The sequence below is a fragment of the Paenibacillus campinasensis genome (assembly GCF_002272015.1).
GTDB lineage: Bacteria > Bacillota > Bacilli > Paenibacillales > Paenibacillaceae > Paenibacillus_AQ > Paenibacillus_AQ campinasensis.
The window spans coordinates 152083-171259 of sequence record NZ_NPBY01000003.1 but is presented as its reverse complement, the minus strand read 5'-3'; the positions used below and the strand labels follow the sequence as shown (position 1 = coordinate 171259).

Annotated in this window: 20 protein-coding genes; all 20 read right to left on the bottom strand. The window is 52.6% G+C overall.

What is annotated here, in order from left to right; translation table 11 throughout:
- Positions 1 to 17: 17 nt before the first annotated feature.
- A complete protein-coding gene (dnaG, locus tag CHH67_RS01110) occupies positions 18 to 1835 on the bottom strand; it encodes a DNA primase (protein WP_095263131.1) in 1818 nt (605 codons plus the stop codon).
- 42 nt (positions 1836 to 1877) lie between these two features.
- Positions 1878 to 2375 (bottom strand): YaiI/YqxD family protein, encoded by a 498-nt coding sequence (locus tag CHH67_RS01105; protein ID WP_095263130.1) that lies wholly within the window; start codon positions 2373 to 2375, stop codon positions 1878 to 1880.
- A 306-nt stretch (positions 2376 to 2681) separates the two neighbouring features.
- A complete protein-coding gene (gene glyS, locus CHH67_RS01100; protein ID WP_095263129.1) occupies positions 2682 to 4760 on the bottom strand; it encodes a glycine--tRNA ligase subunit beta in 2079 nt (692 codons plus the stop codon).
- Entirely contained in the window at positions 4753 to 5640 is an 888-nt protein-coding gene (gene glyQ / locus CHH67_RS01095) for a glycine--tRNA ligase subunit alpha (protein ID WP_095263128.1), read from the bottom strand. Before glyQ ends, glyS begins: the two co-directional genes overlap by 8 nt.
- A gap of 474 nt (positions 5641 to 6114) precedes the next feature.
- Entirely contained in the window at positions 6115 to 6870 is a 756-nt protein-coding gene (gene recO / locus CHH67_RS01090) for a DNA repair protein RecO (RefSeq protein ID WP_095263127.1), read from the bottom strand.
- A gap of 36 nt (positions 6871 to 6906) precedes the next feature.
- The gene (locus CHH67_RS01085) at positions 6907 to 7050 is read right to left on the bottom strand and encodes a YqzL family protein (RefSeq protein ID WP_095263126.1); all 144 of its coding nucleotides are present in this window, start codon (positions 7048 to 7050) and stop codon (positions 6907 to 6909) included.
- A 132-nt stretch (positions 7051 to 7182) separates the two neighbouring features.
- Positions 7183 to 8085: a GTPase Era gene (era, locus tag CHH67_RS01080; protein ID WP_095263125.1), complete on the bottom strand. Its 903-nt coding sequence runs from the start codon at positions 8083 to 8085 to the stop codon at positions 7183 to 7185.
- 43 nt (positions 8086 to 8128) lie between these two features.
- The gene (cdd, locus tag CHH67_RS01075) at positions 8129 to 8533 is read right to left on the bottom strand and encodes a cytidine deaminase (RefSeq protein WP_095263212.1); all 405 of its coding nucleotides are present in this window, start codon (positions 8531 to 8533) and stop codon (positions 8129 to 8131) included.
- Positions 8534 to 8585: 52 nt separating this feature from the next.
- Positions 8586 to 8945, bottom strand: coding sequence for a diacylglycerol kinase family protein (locus CHH67_RS01070; RefSeq protein ID WP_255222949.1), 360 nt, complete (start codon positions 8943 to 8945; stop codon positions 8586 to 8588).
- Between the two features lie 20 nt (positions 8946 to 8965).
- On the bottom strand, positions 8966 to 9463 hold the full coding sequence (gene ybeY / locus CHH67_RS01065; RefSeq protein WP_095263123.1) for an rRNA maturation RNase YbeY: 498 nt from the start codon (positions 9461 to 9463) through the stop codon (positions 8966 to 8968).
- Positions 9464 to 9465: 2 nt separating this feature from the next.
- A complete protein-coding gene (locus CHH67_RS01060; RefSeq protein WP_095263122.1) occupies positions 9466 to 11775 on the bottom strand; it encodes an HD family phosphohydrolase in 2310 nt (769 codons plus the stop codon).
- Between the two features lie 16 nt (positions 11776 to 11791).
- The gene (locus CHH67_RS01055; protein ID WP_095263121.1) at positions 11792 to 12763 is read right to left on the bottom strand and encodes a PhoH family protein; all 972 of its coding nucleotides are present in this window, start codon (positions 12761 to 12763) and stop codon (positions 11792 to 11794) included.
- Positions 12764 to 12769: 6 nt separating this feature from the next.
- Positions 12770 to 13963 (bottom strand): sporulation protein YqfD, encoded by a 1194-nt coding sequence (gene yqfD / locus CHH67_RS01050; RefSeq protein ID WP_095263120.1) that lies wholly within the window; start codon positions 13961 to 13963, stop codon positions 12770 to 12772.
- Positions 13960 to 14253, bottom strand: a complete 294-nt coding sequence (gene yqfC, locus CHH67_RS01045) for a sporulation protein YqfC (RefSeq protein WP_095263119.1) — start codon at positions 14251 to 14253, stop codon at positions 13960 to 13962. Before yqfC ends, yqfD begins: the two co-directional genes overlap by 4 nt.
- Before the next feature lie 280 nt (positions 14254 to 14533).
- Positions 14534 to 15043 (bottom strand): hypothetical protein, encoded by a 510-nt coding sequence (locus CHH67_RS01040; RefSeq protein WP_095263118.1) that lies wholly within the window; start codon positions 15041 to 15043, stop codon positions 14534 to 14536.
- A 26-nt stretch (positions 15044 to 15069) separates the two neighbouring features.
- A complete protein-coding gene (gene floA / locus CHH67_RS01035) occupies positions 15070 to 16080 on the bottom strand; it encodes a flotillin-like protein FloA (protein WP_095263117.1) in 1011 nt (336 codons plus the stop codon).
- A 91-nt stretch (positions 16081 to 16171) separates the two neighbouring features.
- Positions 16172 to 17509 (bottom strand): NfeD family protein, encoded by a 1338-nt coding sequence (locus CHH67_RS01030; protein WP_095263116.1) that lies wholly within the window; start codon positions 17507 to 17509, stop codon positions 16172 to 16174.
- A 324-nt stretch (positions 17510 to 17833) separates the two neighbouring features.
- Positions 17834 to 18274: a GatB/YqeY domain-containing protein gene (locus CHH67_RS01025; protein ID WP_095263115.1), complete on the bottom strand. Its 441-nt coding sequence runs from the start codon at positions 18272 to 18274 to the stop codon at positions 17834 to 17836.
- 16 nt (positions 18275 to 18290) lie between these two features.
- Positions 18291 to 18464, bottom strand: coding sequence for a 30S ribosomal protein S21 (rpsU, locus tag CHH67_RS01020; protein WP_005547957.1), 174 nt, complete (start codon positions 18462 to 18464; stop codon positions 18291 to 18293).
- 183 nt (positions 18465 to 18647) lie between these two features.
- Positions 18648 to 19007: a histidine triad nucleotide-binding protein gene (locus tag CHH67_RS01015; RefSeq protein ID WP_095263114.1), complete on the bottom strand. Its 360-nt coding sequence runs from the start codon at positions 19005 to 19007 to the stop codon at positions 18648 to 18650.
- Positions 19008 to 19177 lie beyond the last annotated feature (170 nt).

Genomic DNA, 19177 nt, shown 5'->3' with positions numbered 1-19177 from the left:
ACAGTAAAGCTTGGCCTTCATTGTCTTTCTAGGGCGATAATCTCACTTGCAATTTGGGCGGCTCGCAAATAATCACCGGAGCGTTCCGCCGCAATCATTTCTTCTTTTTTCTGATCGATCAATTTCTGCTGGGGGTACTTCTTCACTTCTCGTATGCAGTCGTCAAGCACTTGAACATTCCAGTCCGCCGGCGCTTCCATCATCATGATCGAGCTGACCGTCTTCTCCAAACGATCATCGTGCAGAGATGACATAAAGCGGCTGATATCCGGAGCTTTCCCCTGTGCGTAATAAGCATATAGATAAGCAGCAATGGCTGCATGATCTTCAATATTAAATGATTCCCCGAGGTGTTCGCCTACATAACGTGCGGCCTCTGCATCCTGAAGCATCAGGGACAGCAGCCTTCGTTCTGCTGCATGATATGCGGGTAGAAGGACAGGTGCAGGCTGACTCCCTTTTTTATGCCTACCATTATTCCACCGATTTCCCTTATTATCCCCATCCCCCATCTTTTTTTGCATGGACTGCCTGAGCAGGTTGCAATCCTGCTTGAGGCTTTCATACGAAAGATTCAACTCGGATGATAATTCCCTCAAATAAACTTCCCGTTCGGTTGAGGAATGCAAAGCGGCGATAATGGGAAGCGCATCTTTGGCATAAGCAATTTTGCCATCTTCTTCTAGCAGTATATGGTTTTTCTTTAAATATATAAGTTTAAATTTTGTCGTGGAGACAGCCGTCTCCATCACATGTCTGAATCGTTCAGCCCCGAATTTGCGGATGTATTCATCCGGGTCGAGACCATCGCTCATCAAAGCAATTTTCACCCTGAGGCCTACGCCTTCCAGCAGCGGTATCACTTTCATGGCCGCAGCCATTCCGGCTTTGTCCCCGTCATACACGATAACGACTTCGTCGGCGATCGACTTCATCAATGCCGCCTGATTCTCGGTAAGCGAAGTGCCCATGGTGGCCACACCGTTGTGGTAGCCTGCCTCCCAAGCCGAAATGACGTCTCCGTAGCCTTCAAATAAAAGAAGCTGACGCGATTTGCGTATGGACGCTTTCGACTGATGCAGATTGTACAACGTGCGGCTTTTGTTAAACAGCAGCGTTTCCGGGGAATTCAAATACTTCGGCTGACCTTCCCCCAAAATTCTTCCTGCGAAAGCGATCACATTGCCCGTACGATCATGAATCGGAAACATAATGCGTCCCCGAAAGCGGTCGAGATACCCGTCCTGTTCATGTCTCGCGGATAATAAACCGCCCTTCTCCATCTCCTTCAGGTCAAATGATCGTTTCTCAAGAAATTGAACCAAGGTGTCCCAGCGGTCCGGCGCATAACCGATCTGAAACTGATCGATCATCTTGTCGCTCATCCCGCGGGATCGCAAATACCGCATCGCTTCCGTGCCGTGCTCGGTATTTTTCAGCAGGAAGTGATACAACTTGGCGCTCAGCTCATAAGCTTCCAGCAGTCGTTCCTTCTCCGGATTTCGAGGAATTACGGGAACCCCTTGCCCTTCCGGCATCGAGATATCATTCTCTTCGGCCATGGTCTTAACGGCTTCGGGGAAGGAGAATCCTTCGATTTCCATTCTGAATTTAATGGCGTTTCCGCCTTTACCGCAGCCATAGCAATAGAAAATCTGGCGCTCCGGCGTAACCGTAAAGGATGGGGTCTTTTCCGAATGGAAGGGACATAAGCCCTTTAAGTACTTCCCCTGCTTCGTAAGGTTCACGTATCTGCTGACCGTATCCACAATATCGGCCTTGGCTAGCACCGCCTCGATGACTTCATCCGGAATACCGCCTTGTCCGGTACTCATCCAAACCACCTTCATCTCTGTTAGCACGTAAATAAGTATTCGCTACAAGTGGACATTCTCCTGCAACTCTGTTAAAAGTTTTGTCAGTTTATGTTGAAAAAAACTTCGGTCTTCATCAAGCAGCTTGCGAGGACCTTTGCCGTATTTCCCAGACCTTCTGGCCTTCGCCGCATGATGTCTGGAATCCAGGAGAAAATCGATGTCTTCATTGCGAAGCAGGCGCCCGCGAAACGATATGACATGACAAGCCTTGGCCAGTGCAAGCGCAGCCAGTCCATAATCCTGGGTCACCACAACATCCCCGCGGTGAATATGATTGGCGATATACAGATCCGCGCTTTGATCGCTTCGGTCCACCTTGACGACAGCAACGCCTTCTTCAGCCTGCAGCAGATGATCGTAAGACGACACAAGAACCACAGGCACGCCAAAAACGCGAGCGGTCTCAGCAATCTCCTTCTTGACCGGGCATGCGTCCCCGTCAACTACAATCCGTGTCCCCGTAGCCTCGTTCATTCGCCTCACCTGCTTCTCAGCCATACGATTAGCGCAGTATTTACTGCATTTCTTACCCGCTTTCATGAAACTTCATTCAGAACAACATCTTTAAATATTATTATATACTTGTTTAGCGGATTAAAATCCTGCTTCATAAATAAACACCCGGCAAAAGAATAAGCCCGATGATCAACCGTCGTAGCATGACGAAAGCGGCATCCCGCGCCTAAACACGGGCTCCGCTTTCATTGAGCACACTATTATAGCATTTCGTCCGTTATGCTGTCACTATCCTTGGCGATTGCAACATCCGCTCGTTCTGCTTTCCGAAGAATGGTTGCGCAGCTCTTATGACCACACCAATTTAGTGAAATCCGCAAACTTTTTAAGGTCGCTGTCAATGCCTGACAGCAGCGCCAGCCGGTTCGTCCGGACCGCTTCATCCTCGGCCATAACCATCACCGAATCGAAAAAGCCGGTAATCGGCGCCTTCATATCGCCAAGCAGGGCCAGTGCGCGCACGCCGTCTGCTGCTTCAAGCGCAGCCAGGTAAGGCTCGCGGACCGTCTTCCACGCCTCATACAGACGCCCTTCTTCGGCTTCCACGAACAACTCCGGATTCACCGCTGCTTTTCCGGCTTTAGCAGCCAGATTGCTGACCCGGTTGAACGATTCAACCGTCGTTTTGAAATCATCGGTTTCCGTGACGGCCTGCATCAAGGCTTGCCCGCGCGAAACCACCGAAACCACCTGGTCGAAGCCAGCGGAAATGACGGCATCCACGACATCATACCGCTGCTGCTCGGACAGCAGCTTCTTCACACGCAGCCCGAAGAACTCGTACAAGTCTTTGCGGATCTCGTCCGCCGAGCGCTTCAGCGCCCGGATGTTCTGATGCACGTCGAGCGCAATCGTGAACACCTCCGACAACGTGATCGGCAGCTTGTGCTCCAGTATGATCTGAACGATCCCTTGAGCCTGACGGCGCAGCGCATACGGATCCTGCGACCCTGTCGGAATAATTCCGATGGAGAAGCAGCCTGCAATCGTATCGATTTTATCCGCTATGCTGACGATGGAGCCCACCTGTGTCGTCGGTACCGCATCCCCGGCAAAGCGCGGCTGATAATGCTCAAATACCGCCTTGGCCACCTCTTCCTTCTCTCCAGCCTTGCGGGCATAATCCTCGCCCATCACGCCTTGCAGCTCCGGAAATTCGTAGACCATCTGGGTTACGAGGTCGAATTTGCAAATATCTGCGGCCCGGCTCACCGAATCGGCGGTATCCCCGGTAGCGTTCAGCTTCGCAGCCAGCGCATCGGAAATGCGGCGAATGCGGCGCACCTTGTCTCCGATCGTGCCCAGCTCCTCATGGAATACAATGCTCTCCAGCTTGGAAAGGGCATCCTTGATCTGCAGCTTCTGATCCTCTTCATAGAAGAACTTCGCATCCGACAAGCGGGCGCGCAGCACCTTCTCATTTCCTTTGGCAATCACTTCAAGCGAGCGGCTGTCCCCGCTTCGTACCGTAACAAAGTACGGCAGCAGCTGTCCCTGGCTGTCCAGAACAGGGAAATAGCGCTGATGCTCGCGCATCGAGGTAATGAGCACCTCCTGCGGAATTTCCAGGAAGGACGGATCGAAGGAACCGTACAGCACCGTAGGCGTTTCAACCAGGAACAGCACTTCCTCCAGCAGATCGTCCTTAATGGCGATATTCCAGCCCTTCTCCTTGGCCAGTGCCTGAATCTGGGATACAATCATCTCTTCGCGTTCGTTCACATCAACAATAACATGCTGACTGCGGAGCGTCTCGCGATAAGCCGAAGCCTCACGAATAACCGCCTCACCGCCCAGGAAGCGATGTCCCCGGGTTACGTTACCTGATGGAACGCCGGTAATTTCAAGGTTGATAACCTCGCTGCCAAATAGAGCGACAAGCCAGCGGATCGGACGCACGAATTTAAACTCATGACCGCCCCAGCGCATATTTTTCGGGAAGGTCATCGACGTTAATACGCCGAGCAGCCCTTCAGCCAAAATCGATTGGGTCTGAACGCCGGCGCTGTTCTTCGTAACGTAGATGTATTCTACACCGCCAAGCTCTTTGAAGGTGAAGCTGTCCGGCTCTACGCCCTGGCTTCTTGCAAAACCAAGCGCCGCCTTGCTCCACTGCCCGTTCTCGTCCAACGCGATTTTCCGGGATGGCCCCTTCACTTCCTCGCTGACATCCTCCTGCTTCTCCGCGACATCACGCACCCATACGGCAAGCCGGCGAGGCGTTGCGTAAGCCTGCACCTCTCCGAACGGTATGCGGGAAGCTTCCAGCCATTGGACGGTTTTGTCCTTCAGCTGCTCCATGGCTGCACGAAGGAATCTGGCCGGCACTTCCTCCAGCCCGATTTCAAACAACAAATCTTTAGACATGCTCCGCGCCCCCTTTCTTGATCAGCGGGAAGCCCAGCTTCTCGCGCTCCTCCAAATACGTGGCCGCTACCTGGCGTGCCAGGTTCCGGACTCTCATGATGTAACCTGTGCGCTCCGTCACGCTGATCGCTCCTCTGGCGTCCAGCAGGTTGAACGTATGCGAGCATTTCAGGACATAGTCGTATGCCGGAAAGACCAGGTTCTGGTTCATCGCTTTGTTAGCCTCTTCCTCGTACATGTTGAACAAGGTAAACAGCATTTTCACATCCGAAACTTCGAACGTATACTTGGAATGCTCGAACTCCGGCTGATGGAACACGTCTCCGTAAGTAATGCCATCCACCCATTCCAGATCGAACACATTCTCCTTATCCTGAATGTAAGATGCAAGCCGCTCCATCCCGTATGTAATCTCTACGGCTACCGGGCTCGCATCAATGCCGCCCACCTGCTGGAAATACGTAAACTGGGTGATTTCCATGCCGTCCAGCCATACTTCCCAGCCAAGACCCCATGCGCCCAGCGTCGGTGCTTCCCAGTTGTCTTCCACGAAGCGGATGTCATGATCCAGCGGATCGATGCCAAGACGCTTCAAACTTTCCAGATAGAGCTCCTGGATGTTGTCCGGCGACGGCTTCAAAATAACCTGGAATTGATGGTGCTGGTACAGCCGGTTCGGATTTTCCCCGTAGCGGCCATCGGCCGGTCGGCGGGAAGGCTCCACGTAAGCGACATTCCACGGCTCAGGACCGATGGAGCGCAGGTACGTCATCGGGTTCATCGTCCCCGCACCTTTTTCCGTGTCGTAAGGCTGTACGATGATACAGTTCTGCTCTGCCCAAAATTGCTGCAGCGTCAAAATCATCTGTTGGAAATTCATGATTTTACTCCTTTCTTGGTTCCGGAGTTGCAAACCTCGATACTGCCGTTCCCGCAGCATGCCTTATGGGAGCTGATCCGCCACACCATAAGGATTGCCGGCTGAGAACCGCCGCTCGACGATGCAATCATCCTCAAAGTACGAGTCTGCACAACAAAAAAGCTCTCATCTCTACGCCTGTTGTACAGACGTAGGGACGAGAGCTGACGCTTCCCGCGGTTCCACCCTACTTGGCCCTGAACTGTCGCTTCCTAGCCAACAGCTTGCAGAGCCCGCTTTATGCATTGCATCATGCTCCCGGGTGCCATGTTCATGAACATCATCCACCGGACTCTCACCATCTCCGGCTCGCTAGAGGATCAATCAATTCACTACTTTCCCGTTCAACGCATGTTATTCAATTGCTTCGGATTGTTGCCAAATCCTTCATTAGGTAAACTGTAAAAGTTATAATACCTTAAACTTATCTTCACGTCAAATGTTGTATTTGTCAAGCTGGTCCAGAAAATTTCGCGACTTCAGCCGCAGTCCGAGCTGCGCATCCATCAAAGCCCGCATCGCCTGCTTCAGCTCCGTTTTGGTGCTGTCCTTGACATCCACATTGCCGAGCCGCCTGAGATCCAGCCTAGCAAACAGCCGCAGCAGCCCCAGCGTCCTGACCGAAATCTTCATGGCCGGCGGGTCCAAATGCTTGCAGTGGCGGCACAGCGCTCCGCCTAAATGGGGACTGAGCAGCATGTCCTCATCCGGTCTCGATTGACCGCATGATACGCACACCTCAAGCTCCGGACCATAGCCTGCCGTTTGAAGGATTTTCATCTCATACAGGTTGCTGATAACCTGAGGATCCTTCCCTTCCTCTAACGACATCAGACAAGCTTTCAGCTGATGAAACCAAAAAGCGCCCGTCTCCTCATCCTGCAGCACACGGTCCAGAAGCTCACAGGCATAAGAAGCATAGGCCGCTTTGATCAGATCTTCACGCAGGGAATGATGAGACTCGATAATTTCCCCGGCGTTCAAGGTACCAAGTCCCGTTCCGTTGCGAAAGAATACGTACTCGCCATAAGTAAACAGCTGCGTCAGGGCTGCGTGCCGGCTCTTCACCTTCTTCGCTCCCCTGACCAGCACGCCTACCTTCCCCCACTTTTCGGTACAAAGCGTAATGATTTTGTTCCCTTCACCGTAGTCCATGCTGCGGATGACAATCCCTTCCGCCCGATATAGCATGTTTCTTCCCCCAACCATTCCTGAAGCAACCAGTGGTTATTCGTCTTCTTCATCCGGGACCGCCTCTTCATTTGCGAACGCCGCTGCAAGCTCCGGCTCTGAACCGGCTACTTCTTTATACAGCAAATAAGCATCGACATCTCCAGTCATCGTAAAATACTTCCACGAAAAATCTCGCATTCGTATTCATCCTTTCTTCGGAAATGACGTCTGCATCTTCGAAAATAGGATGTGCGTCCGGCGCAAATTTATGAAATGCAATTGTTGGCAGGCTCATGCTTCGCCCGATAGCCCCGGTGGATGATCGGATTCTTATTGTCCCTTATGAAAACCGAGATCGCGAAGAACCCGTTCCTGATTGCGCCAGTCTTTTTTAACTTTCACCCACAGCTCCAAAAAGATTTTGGAACCGAGCAAACGCTCGATATCCTCTCTCGCCTGCTTGCCTACCTGTTTCAGCAGAGCGCCCTGCTTGCCGATAATGATCCCTTTCTGGGAATCCCGCTCCACATAAATGACAGCTGAAATGTACACCGTTCCATTCTCCTGGGCACGCATATCTTCAATGGTGACCGCAATGGAGTGAGGCACCTCTTCCCGCGTCATGTGCAGGATCTTCTCACGAATAAGCTCGGCACATACGAACTGCTCCGGATGATCGGTAACCTGATCTTCAGGATAGTACTGCGGCCCATCCGGAAGATACTTTCGAATCTGATCAAGCAGCGTGCTGACATTGTTTCCGAGCATCGCCGAAATCGGGACAATCTCCGCAAAATCATGAAGTCCCCGGTATTCCTCAATCAGCGGCAGCAGCGCCGTGGGCTCGATTTTGTCAATTTTGTTCATCACCAGAATGACCGGCGTCCGAATCGATTTCAGCTGCTCGGCAATATAGCGGTCTCCGCCTCCAATGCCTTCCGAAGCATCCACCAGAAACAGCACGGCTTCGACCTCGCCGAGGGTGCTCAGCGCAGTCTGGTTCATGTAGTCCCCGAGCTTGGATTGACGTTTATGAATACCTGGCGTATCCAGGAATACGACCTGGTAATCCTCGGTTGTGTATACGCCGTGAATTTTGTTGCGCGTCGTCTGGGGCTTGTCCGACATAATGGCTATTTTCTGTCCGATGACCTGGTTCATCAACGTCGATTTGCCGACATTCGGCCTGCCGATAATGGCTACGAACCCCGATTTAAATGATTTGTTCTGCATAACATTCCTCCGCTATATTCCTGTGTCACTATTCCTGGTTGTTTTATTTCTCCAAATCCCAAGGCCCGAAAGCGCCCGGAAGCAATTCGCTGACCGTGGTCTCCTGAATATCTCCCTTCATATTGCCGAGAAATACCGGCATGTCCGGCTTGCACAGCTCCACCAGCACCTGGCGGCACACCCCGCAAGGCGCGCATGGGCCATCCGTATCACCGACAATCGCGATCGCCTGAAAGCTTCCAGGCTGGTGTCCGTCGGCTATGGCCCGGTGCAAAGCGGTTCGCTCCGCGCAGTTGGTCGGGCTGTAAGCTGCGTTCTCAACATTGCAACCCAAATGAACTCGACCCTCCGCATCCAGAAGCGCAGCGCCTACTCCGAATTTCGAATACGGAATATAGGCTCTGCTCCTTGCTTTAATCGCTTCCTGCATCAACATTCCCGCTTCGATCATGGATCGTTCCCCCTTCAAATAGGTAAAGCTGAATCAACCGGCTGCAACATTACAATAATGAACCGATCCAGCCTCTAATCGGCTCATAGAACACCCCAATGCCGATGCCAACTGCCACAATGGCGGCGACCAGCACCGCGCCTGCTGCGGTGTCCTTGGCGATCCGCGCATAAGGATGCACCTGCGGAGAGACCAGATCCACGACCGCTTCAATCGCCGTATTGATCAGCTCAGCGGTAAAGACCAGCCCTACGGCCAACAGCAGGAACAGCCAGCGGATCAGGTCTAACTGCAGCAAAGCTGCTGCAATGAATACCATCAATGCAGCAGCAGCGTGAATTTTCATATTGCGTTCGGTTTTGAAAGCATGCACGACGCCCGCAGCGGCATTGGCAAATGTCCGATACAACGAATGTCTGTGCGGCTTCACTATCTTGTCAGTCCCAGCGCTGCCAGAACCGCCTCTTGCTTGCCCATCATCTCCGCTTCGCTGGTCTCATCCTGATGATCATAGCCGAGCAGATGCAGGAAGCCGTGGACAAACAGGAAGCTCAGCTCGCGCTCCAGCGAATGCCCGTACTCCTCGCTTTGCTGCTTGGCTCGCGGAATCGAGATGACGATGTCACCGAGCGCATCCGGAACAGGCGCTTCCTCATCTTCTTCGTCCAGCTCGTATATAATCTCCAGCTCGTCGCCAGCCATTTCATGCATCGCAAAGGACAATACATCGGTCGGCCGATCGATGCCGCGATACTCCCGATTGAGCTCATGGATCTGCTCATCATCGACAAAGGTCAGATCGACCTCGCCCTCCGTGACGCCTTCGGATTCCGCAGCCTTTTGCAAAACCCGCTCCAGCATCACGATCCATTCCTCGGGTATCTCGTATAGTTCCTGCTCATTATTCCATACCAGCTTCAGGCTCATTCCTAAACGCTCCTTCTTTTGTCCTCTTCCGACGCGGATGGCGCCTCCCCATCCGGCCCAGCTTCCGCCTCAGCGGCAGCCGGCTTCGGATTCGGACGCTTCACTTCCTCCGGATATTCAATCCGGGAATGGAAGATGCCCATCACGGTTTCCTTTAATGTTTTTGCTATAATGTCCAGCTCTTTCATCGTCAGATCACAATCATTGAACTGATGGTCATCCAGGCGGCCTTTAATGATCTTCTCAATCATGGATTCTACCTGCTCCACCGTCGGCTTGCGAAGCGAGCGTACCGCAGCCTCAACGCTGTCGGCAATGCCCACGATCGCCGCTTCCTTCGACTGAGCCTTCGGCCCCGGATAACGGAAGTCATCCTCGGTGAAATCCGGTTCGACCCCCTGCTCTTCCGCCAGCCTCAGCGCCTTGTGATAGAAGTAATGCAGGAAGGTCGTGCCATGATGCTGCTCCGCGATGTCCCGAATCGGCTTCGGCAGCTTATATTCCTTCAGCATTTCCACCCCGTCCCTGGCGTGGGCCACAATGATGGATTTGCTGAGCTTCGGCTCAATCGAGTCGTGCGGATTCTCCATGTTGTTCTGATTCTCGATGAAATAAATCGGACGTTTTGTCTTCCCGATATCATGATAGAACGACCCGACTCTGCACAGCAGTCCGTCGGCTCCGATCGCCTCCGCAGCCGCCTCCGACAGATTGCCGACCATCACGCTGTGATGATACGTTCCCGGCGTCTCAGTCAGCAGCTTGCGCAGCAGCGGGTGATTCGGATTGGACAGTTCAACCAGCTTGAGGGCAGACAATATGCCGAAGGTCACTTCAAAGAACGGCATGAGCCCGATCACGAGGATGGCGGTCAGCAGCCCTCCGGCAAACGCAAACCCGAGTGAATACAGCGTCTCGGTTCCGGTCCATTCCCCGTCCTTGATCAGCAGCATCATAAAGACGGTCAGCGTGCCGAACAAAGACACCATGATTCCGCCTTTCAGCAGCGTAGAGCGCTGACTCGCCCGATGCAGCGAGAAGATCGCAACACAGGACGTGATCGCCGCGAACAGGCCGAAACGGAAATCAAATATCTCGCCCTGCTGGACGTTCAGAATGACACTGGCCAGAATGGTGAAAATAATGACATTGAAATAGGCCAATGACATCTCCAGCAGCAGCGTGAGCAGAATTGCACCTACAGCAACCGGAGCCAGGTATCCCACATAGGTCCGGCTGTCACTTTGCAGGTAGCCGGCCAAATGCATCGACACCAGTGTAATGACATAGATAAGCACCATCATCAGCAGCTGCGAGTTGTTGAACTTGAAATATCCAGCGTTGGATTGCCTGATGAACATGAAGATGCCGAGCGACAGCAGTATCGAGAATATCAGCAGCCCAAGCTCCGGCCAATAATTGACCTCATCCTTGAGCAGCCCGTTCTTCCCGAGCAGCTCATAAAGCTCTGGCGTAATCAGTTGTCCCCGCTCCACGAGAATATCGCCCTGCTTGATAAATACAGGCGGCGTATTCTCACGGGCTTCCACCTTCGCTTCCTTGGTCGCTTCCTCATCCATGAACTTGTTGGCGGTAATCGACACTCTCGCCAGCTCTTGAACGACCTCGCGCGCTGTCCGGTCGTCCAGCGAGCTGGTGCTGACCATTTCCGCCACCTTGGCCCGCGGCGTCTGCGCATCGGTCGTTTCATTCATCAGACTGGACACGATATCGCGAGCGACCACCTTCATCTGGCTGATATCCTCGGAATCCAGCCTAGGAATCTTAATGAAGGTCTCCTCCGGGATCCGGTAGGTCTGCTGTTCAATCACACGCAGCATTTCTTCCAGAAGCTCGGATGAATACGCATCATTTCCCCGGTTGGCGGACACGAAGTTTTTAACGAAGTCATCCACTCGCCGTGGAATTTCCTCGCGGTAGATGGAGATTTTGTCCTGGGTGGAAATATCCGTGTCCTGATTGAGCCGCTCGATCCGCTCCAGCAGCTGGGTAACCAGCACATCATTGCGCAGCGGCACGTATGTATAGATCGGCTGAACCCGCTCTGCGGCTTCCTCCTGCGCTTTCAGCGTAGCTTTGCTATCCTCGATTTGAATCGGGGCGGTGATGCTTTTCTCGCTGCGTGTTCCTACCTGAATATCATAGCGCTCGGGGAGCAGCTTGGAAGATAGACTGATATAAAAAATGAGCGCGAGCAGCAAAAACAGAATATAGCGTGTTGCCACGCTATATTTCCAGCCATTGTTTTTCGCCCGTATGGACTTGTCCGTCGATGGTTCTTTGGAGGCCATAGCGACAATCCCCTTTTTAATCTTGGTTTTCTGCAGCTTTATCATATGCAACGATTATTTTTTGTACCAAAGAGTGCCGTACAACATCCTGTTCAGCAAACCTTACAAATCCGACTTCCTCAATCCCGCTCAGCACAATCTGGGCTTCTACAAGACCTGATTTTTTGCCGCGCGGCAGGTCGATCTGGGTGACATCCCCGGTGATGACCATTTTCGAGCCGAATCCGAGCCTGGTCAGAAACATCTTCATCTGCTCCGGCGTCGTATTTTGCGCTTCATCCAAAATAATAAACGAATCATCAAGCGTCCGTCCACGCATATAAGCGAGCGGAGCAATTTCAATCAATCCACGTTCCAGCGCCTTGGCCACCTGGTCCGGTCCCATGACGTCATACAAAGCATCATATAGCGGCCTCAAATAAGGATCAACCTTCTCCTGCAGGTCTCCCGGAAGAAAGCCCAGGCTTTCTCCTGCTTCAACCGCTGGTCTGGTCAACACAATCCGTTTCACAGAACCTTCCTTGAGCGCAGCAACCGCCAGCACAACCGCCAAATAGGTTTTTCCCGTTCCGGCAGGACCTATTCCAAACACAACGTCCCGTTTCTTGATCGTCGTCACATAATGCTTCTGTCCGATCGTTTTGACCCGAATCGGCTTGCCTCTGTAAGTGGTTGTGATCTCACCCTTGAACAGATCAAGAAGCTGATCTGCCCGCAGATCCTTGGCAAGCTCGGCAGCATACAGCACATCGCGCTCGGTAAGTATATACCCGTTGCGGACAAGTTCAAGCAGCACCTCAAACAGCTGCTGCAGGCTCTCGACGTTGCGCTGATTGCCCCGAATGGTAATGACAGCCTCCCGCGAATCGATCGTGGCGGGAATTTCCTCTTCGATAATTTTCAGAAACGTATCCTGCGGTCCAAATAGGGACAGACCTTCTGACGCACTTTGAAGTAAAATTTGAATGCTGGTCTTTTGCTCTGACAAATAGCCTCATTCTCCTTGATTGTATACTATGGGAAGTTCTTTCGCGATGGTCTCTTCCACCTCGAAAAGCACTTTCATATAAACTTTACCATTCTCGTTCTTATCATGCAAAATTTTTTGGGTCACAAATCGCGAATCCGCCCCATATTTTGCTAAAATATCCCTTTTAGCTGCTTCGATCCCCTCGGTTCTGGCTTCCTCGGCGGTGATGGTCTGCTGTACCTCGGTCACCTCCATAATTTTCTCGGTCATCCATCCGAAAGGCAGTTGGCGTGTTCTCCACGTAAACGGGTCGTAGAAGGTCAGCATCTCGTGCTTGGCATAGGCGATATCCCCGTACCCCCACAACTGGATGGCGCGATCTCCCAGCACCAGGTAAGCCCGCTCCTTGTCTTGACCGGTGTATACCTTATGTTTTTTGACAAGGGGCACTTCGATGTCATATTCATGCCATACGAGCCCTCTGACCTCTCCCTTGGCCACCACGGTCTGCGAATTTTCCTCATCGCCCAGAACGCCTGATATGAGGATGTCGCCCTTCTTCACCCGGCTGTTGACCTGGACCTTGGGCAGACCCTTCTCGGCGTATATGCGGGTTACCACAGCATCTCTGGTGCTGATCAGATGTCGCGGGCTCATCAGCGGCGGCTTCTCGGGAATGTCCGCTTCTGCGATCTGGATTCGGATGCGGGTACCGGTGCGCTCAACGCCAACCCAGGACGCTTCGGGCAGCCGGGCTGTCATGTTCGTTGACAGCTTGTCCATCGGCTGAAGACGAAAAATCCACTGAAAAGGATAAACCCCCTCCTTCTGTGCAGCCGCCAGTATATCCTCATCAGCTATAGTCTCATTCCCCTCCACTTGAACATCCCATACCATCGAGCACAAGGCGGTTAACAGCGCAAAGAACAGTACAAGCCCGAGAGCAAAAGCTTTTCGCCTCCACAGATTGCGGGCGCGGAAGGGCAACCCGTTCCGCTCGATCACTTTCGTCCGGCAGCCTGTCCGCTTAAGAAGGGGACGGAGGCTCCAGAAATCCCGGAGAAGCAGCTTGATCTCCGCGGCATGCATTCCGGTCGGCTTGACATCCCAAACCGGGATTCCCGCCTCCGTCAACGCGTTGATAAACAATTCCACACGCTCTCCGCGGACGGCCAGTTTAAGATATCCCCGTACCGTTATCATTGTCGGAATATTCACGGTTTCTCCCCCGTTTCTGAATACTGAATATGATGAATGGTACCCATGACGGTCACTTCATGAGATTGAATCGCCTGAATCGAAAGACCGGCCCCTGAGATCTCCAACGACCCTTGCGACAAAGCAAGCACTAGCCGTTCATCGGAGAAATGGCGCACCCCGCGATGGTTCTCGATATGCAGCTCCTTATTGCCGATCAGCGTCAACCTTGGCAAATCGAACATCAGATCCTGGGGCAGATCCAGCACTTCTTGCATCAAATTTTGCAGCTTGCGGCTGATGCGGGACATATGAAGGCCTTCCTCCTTCCTGTACTGTAAATCCATATGCCGAACACCACCATTTTATGAGATCGAAGCTGCAAAAGGTTCCAGACGATGTGCCCATTCTGCTCCGCCTGTGCCAAGCAAGATCGTCCCCTGCCAATCGGGACTTGTAACAGGGCCTGTACATACAAAAAAACCGCCCTGTCACCATGTGACAAGGCGGTCGAGTCGGTCTGAAATGACCTCAGATTCAGCTTAAGCGGAAACTGCTGTATATTGACATACTGGCTGGGATTTTCAGATTCTAGCGGCGCCCGAGCGGCCGCTTTGCGCGAGACGGGCCCAAAATTTCTGCCCATACTATGCCGTTTCTGGCCTGCTCGGCAAGCTCGCTTCTACGGCTTCCGATCTGCTCATCCGTATCGGTAACCTCCAGAATCGTTTCCGGCACATCCAGACCAATCCGGTCCAGCTGGGAGTGAATGCGGTCCAGATCCGACTGCATCATCTGCATGCGGCGATCCATGCTGTCAGGCTCTCGGTGCATCCCCTGATGGCCCCGGTTGAGCTCCTCATTTTCCAGAGAATACCCGTTCCCGCGATCTTCCTCATACCCATCCTGCCCGGCATCTCCATAGGATGTTTCAGGATAAGCATCAGCCCTTCCTGAAGCCTCCCGATGCTCCCCTTCTCCTCCGTAGCCCGGCACGCGAGGGGATCTGTTCTCATTGCCCTTATTTCGCTTGCCGAGCGCTGATATCAGAAAGAAGGCGATAACCGCGACGATATAGATATTTTCAAGTATCCAACTCATGATATCGGCTCACCTCAGCTCTTTCATTATTTTTTGGAGCCGTTGTTGCCGGAGTTATCCGTGTTCTCACCCATTTTACCGAAGGAGCCTCTCATTTGAGTATCAGCTTCGATGTTCTTCAGATTCATGTAATCCATGACGCCAAGCTGTCCGCTGCGAAGCGCTTCAGCCATAGCCAGCGGCACCTGCGATTCGGATTCCACCACGCGCGCTCTCATTTCCACAACGCGAGCCTTCATCTCCTGCTCCTGGGCAACCGCCATTGCGCGACGCTCCTCGGCCTTCGCCTGAGCAATCCGCTTGTCGGCTTCCGCCTGTTCGGTCTGCAGGTATGCACCGATGTTCTTACCTACATCGACGTCCGCGATATCAATGGACAAGATTTCGAATGCCGTACCGGCATCCAGACCTTTAGACAATACGGTTCTGGAGATGAGATCCGGATTCTCCAGTACATCCTTGTGCGAGTCGCTGGAGCCGACCGTCGTAACGATCCCCTCGCCGACACGGGCAATAATCGTTTCTTCACCGGCACCACCGACGAGTCGATCGATGTTGGCGCGAACGGTTACGCGTGCTTTTACCTTAACTTCAATCCCGTCTCTCGCTACCGCAGCAACGACCGGCGTTTCGATAACGCGCGGGTTAACGCTCATCTGCACCGCCTGCAGCACGTCGCGTCCGGCCAAATCGATGGCAGCCGCACGTTCAAACTCCAGCGGAATGTTCGCACGCTGAGCTGCGATCAGAGCGTTGACTACCCGGTCAACGTTACCGCCCGCCAAGTAGTGACTTTCAAGCTGGTTAATGGTTAATCCAAGCCCTGCTTTTGTTGCCTTGATCAGCGGATTCACAATCCGGCTTGGCGTAACACGCCGCAAACGCATAGCAACAAGCGTAATAATCCCGATGCGCACGCCGGAAGCGAGCGCCGAAATCCAGAGCATCAGCGGGAAGAAGCTGAAGAATACGCTGAGCACAATGATCGCTAGAACCCCGATCAACAAAACTGTAACCAAAGACCCATCAAATTCCATTTAGTTCACCCTCCACATCAAGTTTAAATTCTTACCCGGGCCTTGCTGCCCGGCTTGGCTCTTTTAATACTACACAATTATGAGGCACAGTTCACCCTTTTTCTTCCTCAACCACAATTCTTGTCCCGTCGGTATGAACGACGCGAACGGACTTTCCGGCTTCAACATAGCCGCCAAGGGTGACCACATCAAGCCGACGCCCCTCCAGCTCCATCGTACCGGCAGGACGCAGTGGCGTAAGGCTGACGCCAATCTGACCGACCAAGGTGCCTCGCTCCTCGTTCGGAATGTAGCCCTGTTCCTTCGTCAAGCTATCCGACAGGATGAATTTTCGCCAAATGCCCCGCTCCTTAAACACTAAGGCAACCACGATCACGGCCACTAGCGCGCACGCAGCGGCAATGCCTAGAGACAGAGCGACATGCTTCGTGCTGTAAGCTGCCCGGACAACGCCCACGATAAGGCTAGCCGAACCGATGATGCCGAGAATGCCGAAGCTTGGGACGAACAGCTCCATCGCCAGCATCACAATCCCGATGATAAACAATAGCCAGGTCTCCCAGCCTGCAAATCCGGCTACGTAATTGCCGAAGAAATAGAGCACAAAGGCCGTAACGCCAAGGATTCCCGGCACACCGAAGCCCGGCACAATCACTTCAATGAGGACGCCTGCGATTCCGATAAAGAGCAGCAGTGTCATCACACCTGGATGTGTCAAGAACGAGGCCAGACGCTCAGAGAACGTCTGCTCCATGCGGAACACATCCTGAGTGGAGTAATCCATCCAGGTGATAACTTCCTCCGTGCTTGAAGCGATGGTGTCGGCATAGCCGAGCGTCAATGCTTCTTCTGCCGTTAACGATATAATTTCGCCCGGCGATTTGGTCTTCCCGATCTCTGGCATCTCTACCGTGATGTTAAGATCGGCCATGCCCTCGGCGATTTTGGGATCGCGCCCTGCAGCCTGGGCTGCGCTGGCCATCTTGCTTTTCCACCACGAGACCATCTTCGCGTCCTCTACCGGATTGCCCATCATATCGGCCATGTAGGCAGCGCCGATCATACTGCCGCGCGCCATGGCAATTTTGTCCGCGTTCAGCGCGATATAGCTGCCCGCCGATGCCGCATCGCCTGTAATGTAAGCGACAATCGGAATTGTGGTGCTCTGCATCAGTTCGGCGATCTCGCCTGCCGAGTCTACAAGTCCGCCCGGCGTATTGATCTCCAGTACGATCAGCCCGGCTTCCATCTGCTTGGCCTCGTTGAAGCCACGGACCATAAAGCTGGTCAATCCACGCTCAATCTGCTGGTCAACCGGAATGACATATACCGAGCCGATATTGGCGGCCGAGGCAGGCTTCAAAGGACCTATGTACACAATCGTAATCAAAGCCAGCAACAGCATGGCTGCGATTTGCCGTAAACGCATTCGTGATGACGCATGTTCAGCTTTCAATATCTTTCCCCCTCCCTTTTCATATAGTTTGACAGGTTCACCCACCACTCACAAGCATAATATGTGTTGCTTCCCCGGGATAAATGTATGTGGCAACTTCCCGCCTTATGGCATATATTACGGATTACATCCCTTTTCGTTTCAAAAAGATTACCCTGACATCACCCATTAAAAACAGCCGGACCGTTCCCTCGCTTCTTGTGAAGCCATGATTACCCTGTCGAACCGCGCATGCAACAGAACGTTTATAAAGAAAAAACACCCCTTGAGCATTCAAGGAGTGTTTCACTTATGTTGTTACAGAAATTGTTGAACAACCTGATTGACTAGCTTTCCATCTGCACGCCCTTTGACTTTCGGCATGAGAGCGCTCATTACTTTACCCATCTCGGCTTTTGAAGAAGCACCGGTTTCCTGGATGGTCTGCTGTACAATGACTTTAATTTCTTCTTCAGTAAGCTGTTCCGGGAGGTAGGAGCTAAGAAGCTCAATTTCTGCTTTGGCTTCGCTGGCAAGATCGTCACGACCCGCTTTATCAAATTCTTGGAGGGCATCTTTGCGCTGTTTGATTTCACGACTTATAATATCAAGCACTTCGCTGTCATCCAAACTTCTTTTCAAATCTATTTCAAGATTTTTTATCGTCGAACGAACCATTCGAATCGTGGAGAGTTTGAACTTGTCTTTGCTCTTCATCGCTTGCTTCATATCTTCGTTCAATCGTTCGCTAAGATTCATGCTAGTTCAGATCCTCCTAAAACTTTCTCTTACGAGCAGCCTCAGACTTTTTCTTGCGCTTTACGCTTGGCTTTTCATAATGCTTGCGTTTCTTCACTTCTGCCAATACGCCATCCTTAGCGATGGAACGCTTGAAGCGACGAAGTGCAGCATCAATTGTCTCGTTTTTGCGAACTTTAGTTTCAGACACCAGTTTTCCCTCCCTCCGACCAGACCGTCCAAGAGCAATAACACGGTTCATCAAACTTCATTATAGGGCAAACTGAAATATGGTGTCAACCTTGGGCGCTTTATTTTAAACCCCGGCTCATCAGGAATAACCCCGGCAGCCTGTTCGGACTTTCCAGGGTCTACTAAACGAGCTTAACTCAGATTAGCCGTGAGAGGAAGAAAGGCCAGTCAGCGCGCCCAATCTCGCCCCTCCGAGCAGGTGATAATGCAGGTGGAACACCGTCTGCTCCCCATCGCGGCCGCAGTTGTTAATCAGGCGGAATCCGCTGTCAGATATGCCCAGCTCCGCGGCTGCCTGCTGCGCGGCCCGGTGCATCTCCCCGATCAGGGCGAAATCCTCGTCCGCCGCATCGTTCATCGACGCAATATGCTTCTTCGGAATGATAAGCACATGGACAGGCGCCGCAGGTTGTATGTCGTGGAACACAAGTACGTTATCATTTTCCAGCACCTTGTTGGATGGAATTTCACCCTTCACAATTTTGCAAAAAAGACAGTCCATTCGAAAGTCCCCCTTCAAGCATTCTTATGCTCCCATCATACAAGAAAGCCCATAGCTCGTCCAATGTTTGCCTCTGTCGGCAAAAAAAAGAGAAGTGCCCGGCCGGATCGCAGCAATCCAGCAATCGATGAAGCGGAGCAAGGGCGGGGAAAGATTATGGTGAGACCCTT